This is a genomic window from uncultured Chitinophaga sp., from assembly GCF_902168175.1.
Taxonomy (GTDB): Bacteria; Bacteroidota; Bacteroidia; order Chitinophagales; family Chitinophagaceae; genus Chitinophaga.
Window position 1 is genome coordinate 77669 of sequence record NZ_CABHOU010000025.1, and the last position, 16589, is coordinate 94257.

Here is a 16589-nt window from a genome sequence, read left to right on the forward strand (position 1 = left end):
ACGATGAAGATATTTGCAAGCACATTAGTAGCGATTACGCTGACCTCCAGCCTGCAGGCACAGTCGCTCCCGAACAAAAAGGAAACGCTGAAACAGTTGCGGCTTACCAATGAGTACTTCGTAAACAAATGGCCCGACCCGGGAAAAGTAACCTTTGTAGGTAAGGAACGACCCAGCAACCTCTGGACACGCGCCGTGTATTACGAAGGACTGATGGCTTTATACAGTGTAGACAAACAGAAAAGCTATTACAATTACGCCGTACAATGGAGTGAAAGCCATAAATGGGGCCTATGGGGCGGTATACAGACCAACAACGCCGACAACCAGGCATGTGGCCAAACCTACATAGATCTTTACCGTGTAGACCGTAAACCAGAGCGTATTCGCGATATACAGGCCTGTATGGAGCGCGTAAAGAACTCCCCGAACGTAGAAGCATGGTGGTGGATAGACGCCCTGCAAATGGCGATGCCGCTGTTTACCCGGCTGGGGGTAGAAACCAAAGACACCAGTTATTTCCGTAAGATGTACGAAATGTATGCTTACACCAAATACAAACACGGCGAAAAAGGACTGTACAATCCTGCAGATAAATTATGGTGGAGAGATAAAGACTTCGATCCTCCGTACACCGAACCTAATGGCGAAGATTGTTACTGGAGCCGCGGTAATGGCTGGGTGGTAGCCGCATTGGCCCGCGTACTGGGCGAACTGCCTAAGTCCGACCCGCATTACCAGGAATACCTGCAGGATTACAAAGACATGTTACAGGCCCTGCTGCCCATACAACGCGAAGACGGTTTCTGGAACGCCAGTCTGCACGACGCCAACAACTACGGCGGTAAAGAACTGACCGGTACTTCCCTGTTCGTTTACGGTATGGCCTGGGGCATCAACAATAAAATCATCGATAAAAAAACCTATCTGCCGGTCATTACAAAAGCGTGGAATGCGCTGTTAAAAGACTGCATACATCCCGACGGCAAACTGGGTTATGTGCAGAGTACAGGTAAAGAACCTAAGGACGGGCAGCCCGTAACCTTTGATAAAATTCCCGACTTCGAGGATTTTAGCCTGGGTTGTTTTTTACTGGCCGGTAGCGAAGTATACAAGCTTAAAAAATAAGTACTCATAATTTCGATTAGTTTTAGTGAAAGGTTAAAAATCAGCCAAGGGCCGGGTTCTCCCGGCCCTTCGTTATGTTAGTACACACTTTAATAAGTAAATTTGGCCAGAGCTGTTTATTTCCATCCGGAAAACACCCAATTATCTCAAAACGACCTTTACGGAAAATAACAACATATGAATATCAGGAACAAAATGATCGCGCTGGCGATGGCGTTGTATGCGCCGGCCGCTATGGCACAAACGAAGAAGCCCAATATCATTTTCATTATCGCTGATGATCTTGGATACGGGAACCTCACTGCTTACAATCCAGGCCACAAAGTACCCACGCCTAACATCGACCGGCTGGCGAAAGAAGGAACGAAGTTCACGCGCTTCTATTCCGGCAATACAGTATGTGCGCCCAGCCGCTGCGCACTAATGACCGGCAAACACATGGGCCATGCCTACATCCGTGGCAACAGCCGTGAACCATTGCGTTTGCAGGATACAACTATCGCTACACGCCTGCATAACAACGGTTATACTACCGGCATGTTTGGCAAATGGGGCCTGGGAGAAGAGAATACAAGCGGTGCGCCAGAGAAGCACGGCTTCGATGCGTTTTACGGCTACCTGAATCAAACCCACGCCCATCACTACTACACCAACAGCCTGCTGGAAATACAGAACGGCAAAACCGTTCGGGTACCACTCGACTCAACGGAGTATTCAGATGAGCTGATCGTACAAAAAGCACTGAGCTTTATCAAAAGCAATAAAGACAAACCGTTCTTCCTGTACATGCCCCTCACCATTCCCCATGCGGAGCTGTATGTACCACAACCTTACCTGCAACGCTGGCTGAATGCCGATGGTAGCAGCAAACTGGGGCCGGAAACGCCTTTTGTTACGGCAGAAACCAAATCCTACCACTCGCAACCACAGCCACACGCGGCCTTTGCCGGTATGATCACCAAACTGGACGAGGATGTGGCCCGGGTACTGGCATTGGTAAAAGAACTGGGGTTAGACGATAACACGTACATCTTTTTCACCAGCGATAACGGCCCGCACAAAGAAGGCGGGGCCGATCCTGAATACTTTAACAGCAATGGTCCTTTACGTGGCATTAAACGCGATTTGTATGAAGGTGGCATTCGTGTACCGTTGTTAGTAAGAGCGCCCGGTAAAGTGCCCGCAGGCGTTACCAGGAACGACATCTGGGCTTTCTGGGACATCCTGCCTACCTTCTGCGATCTTACTAATGCCCCGGTTCCGGGTAACATTGACGGACTTTCGTTTACATCTGCGCTGGCAGGCAAAAAACAAGTACAGCAGCATCCGTATCTCTACTGGCAGTTTAATGAAAAACAGTACAAAGAAGCCGTGCTGCAGGGCGACTGGAAACTTATCCGTCTAAAAGCTAAAGGTCAGCCGGAAGTGGTGGAACTATACAACCTCCGCAGCGACATTGGCGAAACCCATGATGTTGCGAAACAGCAACCTGCGAAAGTGAAAGAGTTGTACACGCTTGCGCAGCAATCCAAAACCAAACCAGAGAACAGCATTTTCGACTGGGATATCGAATAAAAAAGAGGATGCAAAAGCATCCTCTCAACAGTTAATTTTAACACTATAGGAGCGCCGGGGGCATAGCCTTCCGGCGCTTTTACCTTTTAAAATGGCAATCCATACAGCCAAGTATGGTGCCATAAAAAAACCATTGTGTATCAACTACTTCATTGTTCTCCATCGTTCATTTCCGGGCTTAATCGTTCGGTAACGAACGACTTACGGTAAGTTATATGCCACGTAACTATCGCCCGACTTTGTGCCCAGTTTACCGCCACCACACGCGATGACCAGGTACTGTTTGCCGTTTAGCAGGTAAATAGCAGGCGTGGCAAAACCGGCGGCCGGCAATTTCGTTTGCCATAACAGTTTGCCGGTTGTTTTATGATAAGCGCGTAACATCTCATCTTTCGTAGCAGCAATGAATAATAACCCACCGGCGGTAACTACCGGCCCGCCATAATTCTCTGTACCGGTTTTAATACCCCTGTCCGCAAATGCAGGGTGTATACCCAGTGTATCTCTCCACACGTACTCACCGGTATTCATATTAATAGCGCTGATGGTACCCCATGGCGGACTGATAGCAGGCAGACCGTCTTTGGTAAGAAACTTATGATAACCCGTGGAAGCAAAAGGCAGATCGCGCGTAGTGTCTGCGGGTTTCTGCGGACCTTTGTAAGGCAACGGTTGCTGTTTTTTCAAATCGAGTACAAAAGAGGCAATCGCTTCTTTTTCTTCATTACTCAGGTGTTTAAACCCAGGCATCATACGCCGCCCGTTATTGACCAGGTCCATAAACTGGGGGGCATTGTATTTTTTATTGACGTTGATCAATGTAGGATAATTACCGCCGCCCTGCATTTCGGGACCGTGGCAGGTCATGCAGATCGTTTTGTACAAACGTTTACCCGCGGCCAGGTTTGTTTCCTTTTTGGCAGCGCCGTTTTTCACATCTACCATGGTAAGCACCCAGGGCATTTCGTTCGCATTCACATATAACATACCAGTTTCCGGATCGAAAGCCGGGCCGCCCCATTCGCCACCACCGTCGAAACCGGGGAAGATAATAGTACCCTGGCGGGATGGAGGGGTGAACATATGGCCCTTGCGGTAAGACTGCCAGCGCGTGCGCACGTCATTTAAGGCCGAATCGGGCAGCAGGTAGTTAAGGTCGGCCTCTGTCATCAGTTGCCGGGTAAAAGGCGCTGGTTTAAGCGGAAAAGGCTGTGTAGGCCAGGGCTCGTCGCCCGGCAATGCCCCGGTATCCGGTACAGCACGTTCTTCTATCGGGAATAAGGGTTTACCTGTTTCTCTGTCCAGCAGAAAAATATAACCGGTTTTAGCCGTTTGCGCCACCGCCTCTCTCTTTTTACCATCAAGCGTAACCGTTACTAATACCGGCGGACCAGGCAGGTCGCGGTCCCATATATCGTGGTGGATGTTCTGAAAATGCCAGATACGTTTGCCTGTGTTGGCATCCAGCGCCAGCAAACAATCGGCGTAAAGGTTAGAGCCCTTACGTTTACCACCGTAAAAGTCGAAGGAGGCAGAGCCGGTGGGTGCAAAGAGAATTCCTCTTTTTTCATCCAGGCTAAAACCTGACCAGGAATTAGCGCCACCGATGAATTTATAGGCATTCGGATCTTTCCATTCACTGTATCCTTCTTCACCTGGTTGCGGAATGGTATGGAATATCCAGCGTAGTTTCCCGGTGCGCACATCATAACTGCGGATGTGCCCTGGTGCAGCATCGCCGTTTTCGGACACCCGCGAGCCGATGATGATCATATCTTTATACACCATGCCTGGTGAGGTAGTGATCACGAAACGGTCTGTAGCCGCTTCGCCCAGGTCGCTATGCAATGATAGTTTGCCTTTATTGCCAAAGCTTTCCACCGGTTTACCGGTAGCAGCGTTGATCGACCAGAGATAAGGGCCGGCGGTGAAGAACAACCGCCTGTCCTCCCCTTCCTGCCAGTAACTCACAGAACGTAATACGTGAATAGCAATGGAATCACCCTCTGCCTGCGGATCAAATATCCACCTCGGCTTACCCGTAGCGGCATTTAAGGCCAGCAGTTTAAGGCGTGGTGAAACACCGTACAGCGTACTATCGATCATAATAGGATTACACTGTATTTCAGAATGTGTAAGCGTGTCTGCATCGCCGGAACGATATTCCCAGGCTACCTGTAGCTGCTGAACATTCGAGGTATCGATTTGTGTAAGGGAAGAATATTTTAAGCCTTCTTTGCTGCCATTGTACACGCGCCACGAGTCGTACTGACTGTTTGTGCCGGGCTTACAGGAAAAAAGGGATAACGCGGATAAGAGCGTAACGTGGAACGGTCTTAAATTCATAACTGTGAAAGGATTATCCCCCAAGATACTTACTGACACGCATAAATGCTAGTTCGTTTTACAAACATGGCATTGCCTGCTGCGTTGCCAGTTGCGTACATGCGCCATAATAACCAGCGTAGCGCCTCCCAGCTTGGCAACAATTTCGAAAGTACTGCCATGAACGAAGTTGCCGGCTACCATCATCAACATACCTGTACCAAACCAGGCTAACATATAAACCCTGCCATGTACCTGGCGATAACCTTTCCAAAGCGCCCGGCCGCCTATTAACAGCGACACCAGGATGGTAAGCACCTCCAGGTAAATATTTTCCAGTATTTCTATACCAAATAAGGGCAGCGTGGTAAACAAAACAGGCAACAACACGCAATGTACCGCACAGGCTAACGAAGCCCCGATGCTGATCATATCCCATTTTTGCTGATAAGTGCTGCGCAGGTTTACTGCCTTCCTGTTATTTCTGTCCATATCACTATACTTACGGTTGCTCCGGAGGGCAAATGTACAGATTTTGCAACAAAGATGCAATATAATTTAAAGAGAGGGGGGAATGAGGGTTAGGGAAAAAGTAAAAGGCGGTAAGAATACCGCCTTCAGTTATTTTAACCATATCCTATGAAAAACCGATGCAAATATAGGAAGGGCCCTGTATCTGTCAAGCGTCAATTCGTAAACGGCGGTTTTTAGTTGGTAAACGATAGAAATAACCATTTGTTAACAACTAATTAACCAACGCTAACGCCCACCCGAAACCTTAAACTGCATGATACCTGCAATAGAATCCGCCCTTCTGATAGCTTCGTCTGCCGTAGGACCAGCATAAAGCTCTTTCACCGTTTGTCCCCACAAGGCCAGCCAGCGCTCGAAATGCCCTCGTTCCATGGGCGACAGGCGATTGAGCTGGATGTGTTTGAACATGGCGCCGCCTTTATAGTCGGTACCGCCCAGCAGTATATTTTCCCAGAATGATGTAATGAGCGGAATATGTTCGTTCCAGTTGATCTCCTTCACCGTCGTGAAAAAATGCCCGATCAACGGGTCGATGGTTGCCTTTTTATAGAACGCTCTAACGATTAGGGCTATATCTTCTTTTGTAGTGATGTCCTTCATGGTCTATTGATTCAGTCCATAAAATTACACAATACGTGGCTAAACAGGGGCTAAAACAGTGGTCCAGGCAACTATTCCGATAGGGAAAGGGCGATGGCGCGTGGTTTGTTCCTTGATTTATGCAAACAATTAAACAGGACTGCTAACAAATTCCGGGCATGCAGTTTTAATATACTTTAAGCTTCCATATACATCCATGAAAAACCTCACAGGGAGCGCAAGATGTGTTCCCTGTTCGCTTTCCGGTTAACAACCACGAAGCACAAAGCCTGGCCGCCGTGGCATTATTCACCCCGGCGGCAGGCAATGGCCCGGTAAAGTCCACCCCTGCTGTCCATTTTTTAAACCAATATGTCAAAGAACTTCATGGGTTTTGCGCAGGCGGCTTTTCCACCTGCTACAGTCCCACAACCCTGTCCGAATGCATCCTTTCGACGGTCCGGCAAGGGTTTAATTACTGACGAACGAATCCTTTTGATTGTCCGAAAAGCAAAGGTACGGTCGTGAAATGCCCATTGGGTGGAGAAAGGGGTGAAGCATAGAGAAGCTTGGGACGAAGCATATAGAAGCTTGGGACGAAACACCCTGGATGCGGCTGTAAACCTCTGCCAGCAAGGGATAACACCGAATAGTAGATATATAAATACGAAAAACACTGAAAGCCAATATATTGACTTCCCATAACCATAGGGAGTATTATGGAACATATAGCGAAGGTATATCGATCCTATATCGATCCTATAATATCCGTCACCACCAGCGCGGGTTTCAGCGGAAATGGATATAGGATGGATAAAGGATCGATATAGGATGACCGATGAAAGTAGCTTGTATTTTAGCCCTGATGCTCGATAAACCGGAACGTCCGTAACTCCGACCAGTAACGGTCGAAGCCCCATCCGGCAAAGCCGACATGCCCGCCGTAACGGGGTGTTTCCAGGAAAAACTGTGGGTTACCGGCTGCCTCTTCGTAAGGGTAACAGCCCTGCCCCAGGAAGGGATCGTCCTGTGCATTGATGAGCAGCACCGGGATACGTACATTGGGGATAAACTGACGGCTGCTGCAGGCCGCCCAGTATTTCTCGGCATCCTCGAAACCGTGAATAGGTGCCGTATAACGGTTATCGAACTGGCGGAAATTTTTGATTGTTGCGAACCCGGTAAGATCTACTTTACCCGGAAAACGTACGTTCTTTTCTTCCAGCTTTAGCCCCAGTTCGCGGATGAAACGCTGCATATAAATATAGTTTACGCGCTTCTCTAATTCGCCTGCCCCACTTTTCAAATCGCAGGGCACCGAAATACCTGCCGCCGATTTAATCAGCGGGTGAAGTGAAGCACCGTTTTCGCCAACGTATTTCAGCGCCACATTGCCACCCAGCGAAAAACCTACGATATGAATGCTGTTATATACTCCGCTGTCGGCCAGGTATTGAACCAGTGTATGAAGATCGCCGGTTTCGCCGCTGTGATAACTGCGTAACAAGAGGTTGGGTTCACCGCTGCAACCGCGGAAGTTCATGGACACAGTATCGTAGCCACCCTCATTAAAAATGTTCACCATACCCAGTACATAAGGGCGGGTAGAATTACCCTCGAGACCATGCAGCACGATCACGATACGTTTACTGCCCGTACGGCTGAAATCGAGATCAAGGAAATCGCCATCTGGCGTGGTAATGCGTGTACGGCTGTACTGTACACCCTTTACCTTCCGGAAAAGTGACGGAAAAATGGTGGCAATGTGGCGGTTGCGCAACAGGCGCGGGGCCAAATATTCTGACTGACTCACAACTGGCATACGCCTGCAAATTTAACGATTTGCAGGCAAGGTATTGACCTTACCCTCTATTTCTATATTTCCACGCCGGTCACAGGCTCCATATCTCAACATAAAAAGTTAAGCCCGACCTATAAAGGTCAGGCTATTTTTCTAGGATAATGGTCATATACACTACTTTGCGCCTGCCTGCATCAATCGCCACGCTATCTCTCTAAATCCTCTGTACACGGCATGCTGCAAAGGTGTTACACCCTCTTTGTCTGCTATATTCACATCGCAACCGGCTGTTACCAGCATCTGTACCACCGTTTCGTACTGCGGGCCGCCATTCCCGAGTATGATCGCTTCCAGAAGGGCTGTCCAGCCAAGGTTGTTAACATGATCAACCGGAAAACTTTTGTCTTCCAGAAGGGCTGCCACAACGGCCAGGTGGCCTCGCTCGCAGGCGGGTATAAGAGCCGTGCCGCCGTAGCGGTTTAACACCTTATAGTCAGCGCCATGCTGCATACTCAATCGCACAATTTCCTCGCAACCGCTGGCAGCGGCATATAAAAAGGGAGAATTGAGTAGTTTGTCCTGTGCATTTACGTTAGCGCCCGCTGCTATCAACAGCCGGGCTGCGGCAGTGTTGCTCCTGTATACGGCAAGCATCAGGGGCGTTCGCCTATCTTCATCTTTAAGTTCCACGTTCACACGCCCCTTTAACAAGCCGGCAATTATCACGGTATCATTCATCACTACTGCTTTCACTAATTGCTTTTCTTCTATCATGCCCTTCTTTTTGGATGCTGTGCCTGCATCTGATCACAAATCCCAATAAACCCAGGCACAGCATATATTTCATCGATCGCTATGACGACGCAAAGATACGGCTGACCAAACGGCTGCAAGGGTGTGTATTGTGTGCATTCAGGTACTTTCTGAAGAGGCAGGTAAACAGGACGGGACTAATCGCAACTTTTAAGGTACTTTTTGAACATGCTTGCGGAACGCCAGGGGCGAAAGCCCTGCATAACGGCGGAAAAACCGGGAGAAATAAGAAGAATCGGAGAACCCGAGACTGTAAGCGATCTCTTTGACGTCCTGCGTAGTGAGGGATAACATACGTTTGGCCTCCAGCAGCAGCCTGCTACGGATACAATGCCCGGCCGTAAGACCTGTTTCCTTTTTGCTGGCGATGTTAAGGTATTGGGGCGTAACATGCAGTTGCTCGGCGTAGTATTCCACAGCGGCATTGTCTTTATAGTTCGCCTCCAGCAGCTCCAGGAACTGTTTTACCACCTGCCGCAGGCCAGGAACATCCTCTGCAGGAAACGCCGCTTCGTAACCACGTTCTACCAGGGTTAACAAAACCCACAAACGATGCGTTAAAATACGGATAGACAACAGATCACCCCGGCTGTACTCCTTTTCCATCGCCTCCAGTTCGCGTAGCACGATCTCGAACGCCCCTTCCTCCATATGTAACAGTGGTTGGGCAGATGCTGAAAAGAAAGGCCACTGGCCGGGCGGAAAGTCCACAAACTCAGGGCCGTACATTAATTGAAAGCCAGTCGTATCCGGGTGTAACTCCCAGTTATGGGCCTGACCGGGTGCCAGGAAAAAAACGGAACCAGGCGTCACGTCGTATTTAGTAAAATCGATATGATGGGTACCGCCGCCACCGGTAACAAAGAACATCATGAAAAATTTATGCTTGTGGGCGTGCGGCAGACTAAACACCCCCTCCCGCTCATGCCGGAAAAGACTGAACTGCTCCTCTTTGAGAGGTTTGCATACTTCTTTGAGATCAACAAGGGGTAAATGTGGGGAATTTGACATCTTATCCCTAATTTACTTTATTTCGCTGATTCGCTGAACAGGCGGACCGCGGAAAAAGACATTCCGGGATAAAAATTATGCAACCTGCCATGGTTAGCGGCGCTCACTTAGTTTCGGGATTTAATTTTATTGTTATGAAAAAATGGCCCCTTATTCTCCTTTCCTTTTGTATGCATACGGCTTTACAGGCCCAGGACGTGGTAAGCGCCGAACTGGCCTTTGCGAAGTATGCGGCAGACAGCTCTGTAAAACAGGCGTTTCTCCGTTATGCAGACAGTAATGGTGTAGTGTTCGACGGTGGCATGGCCCGCAACACGATCAGGTTTTGGTCGGCAGCTAATGAAGGCGGCTTTACGCTTGTTTGGCTACCCACGTTTGCAGCCACATCAGGTTCTGGCGACTTAGGCTTTACCACCGGCCCTTACGAAGTACGACGCACGTTAAATGATACGGCAGTTGCTGCCGGGCATTACACCACCGTATGGAAGAAAAATGGAAAAGGTGAATGGAAGTTCCTGGCCGACCTCGGCATTTACTACAAACCTTCGTTATACCAGCAACAACCAGTACAAACCTTTAACGGCCTCACCCCTTCCACCGACAGCGATTCGGCTATTTATGCGCTGGAAAAAAATATCATCCTGGCGCACGACACCATTGCCGATGAAGCCTTTCGACGTACGATGGCCGACAGTGTCTGGTTTAACATCGAGGGCATTGGTCCCTTCCAGGGAAAAGATAGTATCATGAAAGCATTGGAGCGGGTGCCCATTAGCCTGAAGTTTAATCCAATGGCCGGTGGCATTTCGCAAAACAGGGACCTGGCGTATGTGTACGGTACCGTAAAACATAACCAGCGTAATGAAGCCTATATGCGTATTTGGGGGCACACCCGCGAGGGCTGGAAACTGCTATTACAGGTATTAAAGTGGTAACTATTCACCCAGCCATTTCTTAAATTCATTGGCCCGCAACCGGCTGACGATAATTTCTTCATAAGCAGCCGGCTGTACCTGCACTTTTAACTTACCGCTAAACCAGGTGTGTACTTTCTCAATATGACCGTAGTTAACGATGAACTGCCGGTTAACGCGGAAAAACACCGTGGGATCAGTTTCACCCTCTATTTCATCAAGGCGTTTATCAATGATAAAATCCTGGTTGCTGCGGGTTTTAATAAACTGCAGTTTATCTTTGGTATAGAAATAAGCAATTTCGGGTAGAGATACGGAAATGAGCCTGGTACCGCTTTTAGCCAGGTAACGTGATTTAAAACTTTCACCGTTCAGGTCCTTGAGTAACGCATTAATACCGGCATTGGGGGCCGAACGTTGTGCATGCCACTTACGATATTTCAGAATAGCCGCCAGCAGCTCTTCGCGGCAAACGGGTTTAAGCAGGTAATCTACACTGTTAAGCTTAAATGCTTTAAGCGCATGTTCCTGGTAAGCGGTGGTAAAAATCACCGGCCATTCCACATCTATTTTTGAAAAGATTTCAAAGCTTTGCCCGTCGCCCAGTTCTATATCCATAAAAATGAGGTCCAGCTGGGGTTTGCTGGCGAAAAAACGGATAGCAGCCTCGATGCTGTCCAGCACAGCCACCACTTCTATATCGTGGTCTACTTCGCGAAGCATATTTTTGAGATGATGAGCGGAGAGAGCTTCATCTTCGATAATAAGCACTTTCATGGCACAGTTGTTTAGGTGAATCGTTCCGGGAACAAAATTCGTCATTTCGGCAGCAGTTGTTCCATTTTACAGCTTATCAAGACATATTTATGTGAGATACGGGCTCCGTTTACCGTAGAAGGATGCAGGGTTGTATATGTATGCTGGTGGTAACATCGCTTCCAACAGCATGTAGTCAACATTGTTTCCAGTAATGCGCCCCGGATACAATGCTTTTTATTATACCGGAAGTTCGCTCCTCACAATGAGCCAAAGAGTAATGCCCATTAATGCAACAACCGCTGAAGGGTGTGACACAACGGCGGCTGATAGCAGTACTTCCGCTCATTCCATAACAATTTTTAATTTTTTCACTGCGGATTAATTACAGGCGAAACGGCTAGATTTGTATAACAAGTGCAACGCTAAAGTAGCCCGCGTGGCACGCGTTCTAAACTACCCAGGCAAACTGATTGACCCTAAAAACAATTAGTAAGATGCAACAAATGGAACACACCATTGAGGTCCTGGAATCATTAGCCAATGGAATAGACCCGGTTAGCCGTACGCCCATCCCTGCAGGTAGTTCGATTCAACACCCGGTAATACTGCGCGCCCTCTTCAACGCAGTAAAAGAATTGAAAATCAGCGCCCAAAAGGGCAACCAGGGAAACAAGTGGTCGAACACAGAAGAGGAACAATTACGACAACACTTTAACGACGGAAAACGAATTATAGAGATGGCCCGCATCCATGGTCGCACAACAGGCGCCATCAGGTCGAGGCTTATCAAGATCGGGTTGCTCGAAGCCTGAATCTCCATTTAGCTTGCCAATTTTAGCGCCGGGAGAAGCTCGTTATGTACATGCAGGTTAACCCTGAAATGAGACTGATGGGCTTTCCCGGATTTTTGTTTACAGGTAACTCAACCACACTTTCTGCTTATCCTGCTGCTTATATGCACCGAACCACTTACAGGGCAGGTAAAGCGCTGCCACTACACTTATCCAGATAACGTACACACCCCATAACGGCACGCCCATATCTGCCGGCCTGTAGTGAAAAAATGGGCTCACCACATCGTTTGCGCCATACCCCTGTGCATAAAACATCACGATACTAATAACGCGGATCAAAAAGAAATGGGTAACGTAATAAAAGAACGGCACACGCCCATATACACTGAGTATTTTACTTGTTTTATTTTCAAACGCGGCCAGTAGTAATAATCCTGGGCCAATCGTCATGCAAAGAAACAATAATGAAGGAGGGTATTTAGTGGTATTGATAAAGGACAGAAAAGTTTGCATCGCAGTCGGAAATACCTCCCAGTGCGCAGGATCGCCATATCCATTCACGTAACGGAGGATGATGAACAAAAGAATGGCAGCAGTGCCAGTATTCACTAAAATCCGTTTCCGCTGCAGGGGTTCGACCGTAAATATCCGTCCGGCGCAGTAACCCAGCATCAGCACACCCGTCCAGGGCAAAATGGCATAACTGCTTAAAATAACATGCCCTGGTGCGATCGGCAGAATGAGTCCGCGCGACGTCATGAGTACGCCCCATACAGCGCTGGCCACACCGGTTTGCGGGATATCCATATAGTCGGTTACGTTATGGAACAGGAACAGCAGGGCGCCCAGTATGAATATGAGCAGGTAAGAACCGCGAACGAGCAGGCCCAGGATGATCATACTAAATCCTATCGCCCATATAACCGCCAGTACCAGCATATGGTAGCCAGGATCGGCGGTGAGAATAAGCGTCATTAATACGATTTCAACCAGTATCAGCCAGAGTCCTCGTTTAATCAGGAATGATCCGAGGGCAGCCGGTGTTTTACTGCGTCCGGAAAGCCAGGCGGACACGCCGGCCAGGAAAACGAACAGCGGGGCACAAAAGTGCGTGATCCAGCGCGTAAAGAACAATACAGGCGTAGTGGTAGCCACATCCAGCGGATCGGCCTTAAGTGCGCCATCATGCGTAAAGTCGCGGGTATGGTCCAGCGCCATAATGACCATAATAAGACCACGGAGCAAATCTACGGACGTGATACGTTTGGAAGGGGTTATCAGATCATTCATTGGATAAAAATTACGTTATGCCATTCATATAAGATACGGCGAATTCCTGAACCTAGTTAGTATATTTAGTGATGCGTTATGTAAAATACTATGGCCCTGTGCTGGCCCTCCTGCTGTTAGGTTTGGCGTTTCGCCCCGCAGCTCCCCTGCCTAAAGTGGTAATTGGTTATGTTGGCGGGTATCGCGGACTGGTAGACGTTTCGACGATCAATGCCGCGCAGCTCACCCACATCAATTACGCCTTCGTAAACATTGACAAAGGCCGCGCCTGGCTTACGAACGAGCGTACAGACACGGTGAACTTCAGGAAACTGAACACCCTCAAAACCATCAACCCTTCCCTTAAAATACTGATTTCCATTGGCGGCTGGGCCTGGAGCGAGAACTTTTCGGACGCGGTACTTACTGAAGCCGGTCGTCGGCTGTTCGCCCATACAGCCGTGGACATCGTTCGCAAATACAAGCTGGACGGTGTAGACATTGATTGGGAATACCCTGGTATACCCGGCGAAGAGGGTAACGTTTACCGCCCGGAAGACAAACAAAACTTCACCCTGATGTTTAAAGCGATACGCGCATCGCTGGATACACTTCAGCGACAAACCGGAAAAAAGTACCTGCTTACCACTGCGGTTGGCGGCTCCAAATCCTGTGTAGACCATACTGAAATGGATAAGGCCCAGCAATACCTCGACTATGTGAACATTATGACCTACGATTACAAAACGGAAGGTTCAACCACTGCCGGCCATCATACTAACTTATATGCTGCTACCGGCGATGCTGGCGGGTCCTCCGCCGATCGTAGTATCCGTTTATACATAGAGGCGGGTGTTCCTGCCAGCAAAATTGTGATGGGCATTGCGTTTTATGGCCGCGCATGGCAAATGAAGGATGCAGAAAACAATGGCCTTAACCGCAAACCTGTAAAAGGCGTTCGCGGCGGCGGTTATACGCAGATCAAAGACAGTTTGCTTACCAGCGGCGGTTATGTTCGTTACTGGGACGATAGCGCCAAAGCGCCTTACCTGTTCCATCCTCTTAAAAATATATTTCTTACTTATGATGATGATAACTCCGTACAACACAAATGCGCCTACGTAAAACAACAGGAGCTGGCAGGTGTGATGTTCTGGGAATACAGCAGCGATCCAAAGGGGTATCTGCTGCATTGCATCAATAAAGAACTGAGATAACGACACGAAGCCCCGTCCAAATACGACGGGGCTTTTTCATATCACACCCATTTATTTACAACCCACCATGTAGAATCTTCATTTCAGTGAAGTGCTGTTTGTTGTGCCCATTGCCTGTACTATGTTTGCATCGTAAAAGAACCCCAATACTACCTGTCCCGGTGAATTTGTTCTCTACCATACTTGATCCCTTAAACGGTATTAACTCTAAAGAACTTTTAAACATGAACAAGTTAAAATTAGCCCTGCCATTGGCTTTGGCAGCTGTATTGTTTTCCTGCGACAAGGACGACGACAAACCCAAAACGATCAAAGAAAAAATAATCGGCAAATGGGGCTTCCAGTCGATTACTTCCAGTAAACCAATAACCTGGGAAGTTGGTGGCGAACCTACGACAGATGGATTTACGCATCTTGCTACCTGCGTAAAAGACGACTACCTCGTATTTAAAGCCGATAACGTGCTGGAAGAAAATGAAGGCGCTACTAAATGCGATCCTCAGGCAACACAATCAACAAATACAGAATGGTCTATAGACGGATCGAACATAGAAATTTCCGGCGAAACTTTTAAATTCATTTCGGTAGATGGCTCCACCCTTAAAGTGTCTGATGTAGTAGATACAGAAGAACAGGGCGAAGTAACGCTGACACTTGTCCTCAAAAGGAAGTAGGTGTTAACGTTTAAAGGAGAACCGCCGTCCCGCTTTTGCGGGACGGATTTGTTTCTGGTGATGCGCCGCTACGTGCCGGTAGCCGGCGTAAGCCAGAAGGTCTTCCATCGTACTCTCTAAATAAAAAACACAACAAACATTACTGTCTGTTGTGTTTTTTATTTTATTAAAGCCGTTGTTACTTAACAGTCGCTGTTATTTATGAACCGCGTCAGAGCAAACGATTTCCAGCAGGTAAGTGCCTTCGAGTTTTACTTTGAAGTCCCAGCGGGGATTCAGTGAATAACCACCCTGAGGATACCCATCAACCGTTACAAACTGGCTGGGGATACGGTAATACATGAGTCCACCCCAGTTATAACCTGTGTTATCTATATACGACGCAAGCGGGAATGGCGCTACTTCGAAATCACAAATCATTGCAGTGTCGGTGAAAATAACCGGATTAAACCTGGCATAGTTCTCAAAAACAGGCCTATCGCCGCGCCTGATCACTTCGCCGTTTTTCGGATTGAAGGCTTTGCCGTTTTTGTCAGACACCTTCAGGATCAAACGAGCGCCATCACCGGAAAGTTTGGTGATATTAAGCACCGGGTTACGAATGCCGACAGAGGCACCGGTAGCATCGCTGAACACAGCGGCAGCAGTAGCATTCACCTGGAAAATATCATCAGTGGTAGGATCTACTACTTTTATTTTTGAGAACTTCTCAAAAGTCTTTTTGCCGGCCACGTTGCTAACTTCCATATCGAAGCTGTAACTGCCAAGTGGCAAATTAACCGATGCCTTATTAAAGGTAAACTGGCCGCTCACTTCATTGAAGTACATCGGCTTCAGTTTTTGAGTTTCCCTTTTAGTGTTCAAAGCCGCCAACGTTGTATCTGTTTCCGGATTGAACGACATACCTTCTTTAAAAACAACTACATCGTAGTCGTTAAAAAACTCGGCGGGGGCGGGTTTTCCCGTAGCATCATCGGTAAGGTTCATCAGTTTAAATGTAATAGGCGGTGTCGACTCATCTGCATTCACCCTTTCCGACTGAGCGAGCGTAAAGCCCCTTTTGCAGTATACTGCGGTGTCCTTATAACGCATCTGCGAGCTGAGGAAGCCAGGCGTAACCTTTTCGCAACCTGCAACCACTGCGCCTAGTATGGCTATTGATACAATAATCTTTTTCATCTTAGATAAGTTTAAAA

15 protein-coding genes are annotated in these 16589 nt (G+C 48.1%); 6 read left to right on the forward strand and 9 right to left on the reverse strand.

What is annotated here, in order from left to right; all coding sequences use genetic code 11:
* Positions 1 to 3 precede the first annotated feature (3 nt).
* Together QZT80_RS03690 and QZT80_RS03695 are read left to right on the forward strand one after the other, a co-directional pair.
* Positions 4 to 1128, forward strand: coding sequence for a glycoside hydrolase family 88 protein (locus QZT80_RS03690; protein WP_295117844.1), 1125 nt, complete (start codon positions 4 to 6; stop codon positions 1126 to 1128).
* Between the two features lie 177 nt (positions 1129 to 1305).
* Positions 1306 to 2703, forward strand: coding sequence for an arylsulfatase (locus QZT80_RS03695; protein WP_295117847.1), 1398 nt, complete (start codon positions 1306 to 1308; stop codon positions 2701 to 2703).
* A 201-nt stretch (positions 2704 to 2904) separates the two neighbouring features.
* Here the strand turns inward: QZT80_RS03695 and QZT80_RS03700 are convergent, their stop codons facing one another.
* The 6 genes from QZT80_RS03700 to QZT80_RS03725 all read right to left on the reverse strand — a co-directional run bounded on the left by QZT80_RS03700 (position 2905) and on the right by QZT80_RS03725 (position 9766).
* Positions 2905 to 5049: a PQQ-binding-like beta-propeller repeat protein gene (locus tag QZT80_RS03700; protein WP_295117850.1), complete on the reverse strand. Its 2145-nt coding sequence runs from the start codon at positions 5047 to 5049 to the stop codon at positions 2905 to 2907.
* Between the two features lie 48 nt (positions 5050 to 5097).
* Positions 5098 to 5520 carry a MerC domain-containing protein gene (locus tag QZT80_RS03705; protein WP_295117853.1) on the reverse strand — a complete coding sequence of 141 codons (423 nt, stop codon included), beginning with the start codon at positions 5518 to 5520 and terminating at the stop codon, positions 5098 to 5100.
* A 267-nt stretch (positions 5521 to 5787) separates the two neighbouring features.
* The gene (locus QZT80_RS03710) at positions 5788 to 6162 is read right to left on the reverse strand and encodes a group III truncated hemoglobin (protein ID WP_295117856.1); all 375 of its coding nucleotides are present in this window, start codon (positions 6160 to 6162) and stop codon (positions 5788 to 5790) included.
* 835 nt (positions 6163 to 6997) lie between these two features.
* Positions 6998 to 7963, reverse strand: coding sequence for an alpha/beta fold hydrolase (locus QZT80_RS03715; protein ID WP_295117859.1), 966 nt, complete (start codon positions 7961 to 7963; stop codon positions 6998 to 7000).
* A gap of 153 nt (positions 7964 to 8116) precedes the next feature.
* Positions 8117 to 8716 (reverse strand): ankyrin repeat domain-containing protein, encoded by a 600-nt coding sequence (locus QZT80_RS03720; protein ID WP_295117861.1) that lies wholly within the window; start codon positions 8714 to 8716, stop codon positions 8117 to 8119.
* Positions 8717 to 8905: 189 nt separating this feature from the next.
* Entirely contained in the window at positions 8906 to 9766 is an 861-nt protein-coding gene (locus QZT80_RS03725) for a helix-turn-helix domain-containing protein (protein ID WP_295117864.1), read from the reverse strand.
* 134 nt (positions 9767 to 9900) lie between these two features.
* Between QZT80_RS03725 and QZT80_RS03730 the strand changes: the two genes are divergently transcribed.
* Positions 9901 to 10701, forward strand: a complete 801-nt coding sequence (locus QZT80_RS03730; protein ID WP_295117867.1) for a hypothetical protein — start codon at positions 9901 to 9903, stop codon at positions 10699 to 10701.
* Here the strand turns inward: QZT80_RS03730 and QZT80_RS03735 are convergent, their stop codons facing one another.
* Positions 10702 to 11457 carry a LytTR family DNA-binding domain-containing protein gene (locus QZT80_RS03735; RefSeq protein WP_295117869.1) on the reverse strand — a complete coding sequence of 252 codons (756 nt, stop codon included), beginning with the start codon at positions 11455 to 11457 and terminating at the stop codon, positions 10702 to 10704.
* 476 nt (positions 11458 to 11933) lie between these two features.
* On the opposite strand from QZT80_RS03735, the gene QZT80_RS03740 reads away from it, so the two are divergent.
* Complete coding sequence (locus QZT80_RS03740; RefSeq protein ID WP_295117872.1) at positions 11934 to 12251, forward strand: hypothetical protein; 318 nt, start codon at positions 11934 to 11936, stop codon at positions 12249 to 12251.
* A gap of 99 nt (positions 12252 to 12350) precedes the next feature.
* Here the strand turns inward: QZT80_RS03740 and QZT80_RS03745 are convergent, their stop codons facing one another.
* A complete protein-coding gene (locus tag QZT80_RS03745; protein ID WP_295117875.1) occupies positions 12351 to 13523 on the reverse strand; it encodes a heparan-alpha-glucosaminide N-acetyltransferase domain-containing protein in 1173 nt (390 codons plus the stop codon).
* Between the two features lie 71 nt (positions 13524 to 13594).
* Between QZT80_RS03745 and QZT80_RS03750 the strand changes: the two genes are divergently transcribed.
* Both QZT80_RS03750 and QZT80_RS03755 read left to right on the forward strand, forming a co-directional pair.
* Positions 13595 to 14719: a glycoside hydrolase family 18 protein gene (locus QZT80_RS03750; RefSeq protein WP_295117877.1), complete on the forward strand. Its 1125-nt coding sequence runs from the start codon at positions 13595 to 13597 to the stop codon at positions 14717 to 14719.
* Positions 14720 to 14943: 224 nt separating this feature from the next.
* Positions 14944 to 15393 carry a lipocalin family protein gene (locus QZT80_RS03755; RefSeq protein WP_295117880.1) on the forward strand — a complete coding sequence of 150 codons (450 nt, stop codon included), beginning with the start codon at positions 14944 to 14946 and terminating at the stop codon, positions 15391 to 15393.
* A gap of 195 nt (positions 15394 to 15588) precedes the next feature.
* Here QZT80_RS03755 and QZT80_RS03760 read toward each other — a convergent pair whose 3' ends face one another.
* Positions 15589 to 16572: a DUF5007 domain-containing protein gene (locus tag QZT80_RS03760; RefSeq protein WP_295117883.1), complete on the reverse strand. Its 984-nt coding sequence runs from the start codon at positions 16570 to 16572 to the stop codon at positions 15589 to 15591.
* Positions 16573 to 16589 lie beyond the last annotated feature (17 nt).

Excerpts from the sequence above, each read along its gene's own strand:
- QZT80_RS03690 (WP_295117844.1), top strand. The coding sequence starts at position 4 with ATGAAGATATTTGCAAGCACATTAGTAGCGATTACGCTGACCTCCAGC.
- QZT80_RS03695 (WP_295117847.1), top strand. The coding sequence starts at position 1,306 with ATGAATATCAGGAACAAAATGATCGCGCTGGCGATGGCGTTGTATGCG.
- QZT80_RS03700 (WP_295117850.1), bottom strand. The coding sequence starts at position 5,049 with ATGAATTTAAGACCGTTCCACGTTACGCTCTTATCCGCGTTATCCCTT.
- QZT80_RS03705 (WP_295117853.1), bottom strand. The coding sequence starts at position 5,520 with ATGGACAGAAATAACAGGAAGGCAGTAAACCTGCGCAGCACTTATCAG.
- QZT80_RS03710 (WP_295117856.1), bottom strand. The coding sequence starts at position 6,162 with ATGAAGGACATCACTACAAAAGAAGATATAGCCCTAATCGTTAGAGCG.
- QZT80_RS03715 (WP_295117859.1), bottom strand. The coding sequence starts at position 7,963 with ATGCCAGTTGTGAGTCAGTCAGAATATTTGGCCCCGCGCCTGTTGCGC.
- QZT80_RS03720 (WP_295117861.1), bottom strand. The coding sequence starts at position 8,716 with ATGATAGAAGAAAAGCAATTAGTGAAAGCAGTAGTGATGAATGATACC.
- QZT80_RS03725 (WP_295117864.1), bottom strand. The coding sequence starts at position 9,766 with ATGTCAAATTCCCCACATTTACCCCTTGTTGATCTCAAAGAAGTATGC.
- QZT80_RS03730 (WP_295117867.1), top strand. The coding sequence starts at position 9,901 with ATGAAAAAATGGCCCCTTATTCTCCTTTCCTTTTGTATGCATACGGCT.
- QZT80_RS03735 (WP_295117869.1), bottom strand. The coding sequence starts at position 11,457 with ATGAAAGTGCTTATTATCGAAGATGAAGCTCTCTCCGCTCATCATCTC.
- QZT80_RS03740 (WP_295117872.1), top strand. The coding sequence starts at position 11,934 with ATGCAACAAATGGAACACACCATTGAGGTCCTGGAATCATTAGCCAAT.
- QZT80_RS03745 (WP_295117875.1), bottom strand. The coding sequence starts at position 13,523 with ATGAATGATCTGATAACCCCTTCCAAACGTATCACGTCCGTAGATTTG.
- QZT80_RS03750 (WP_295117877.1), top strand. The coding sequence starts at position 13,595 with ATGCGTTATGTAAAATACTATGGCCCTGTGCTGGCCCTCCTGCTGTTA.
- QZT80_RS03755 (WP_295117880.1), top strand. The coding sequence starts at position 14,944 with ATGAACAAGTTAAAATTAGCCCTGCCATTGGCTTTGGCAGCTGTATTG.
- QZT80_RS03760 (WP_295117883.1), bottom strand. The coding sequence starts at position 16,572 with ATGAAAAAGATTATTGTATCAATAGCCATACTAGGCGCAGTGGTTGCA.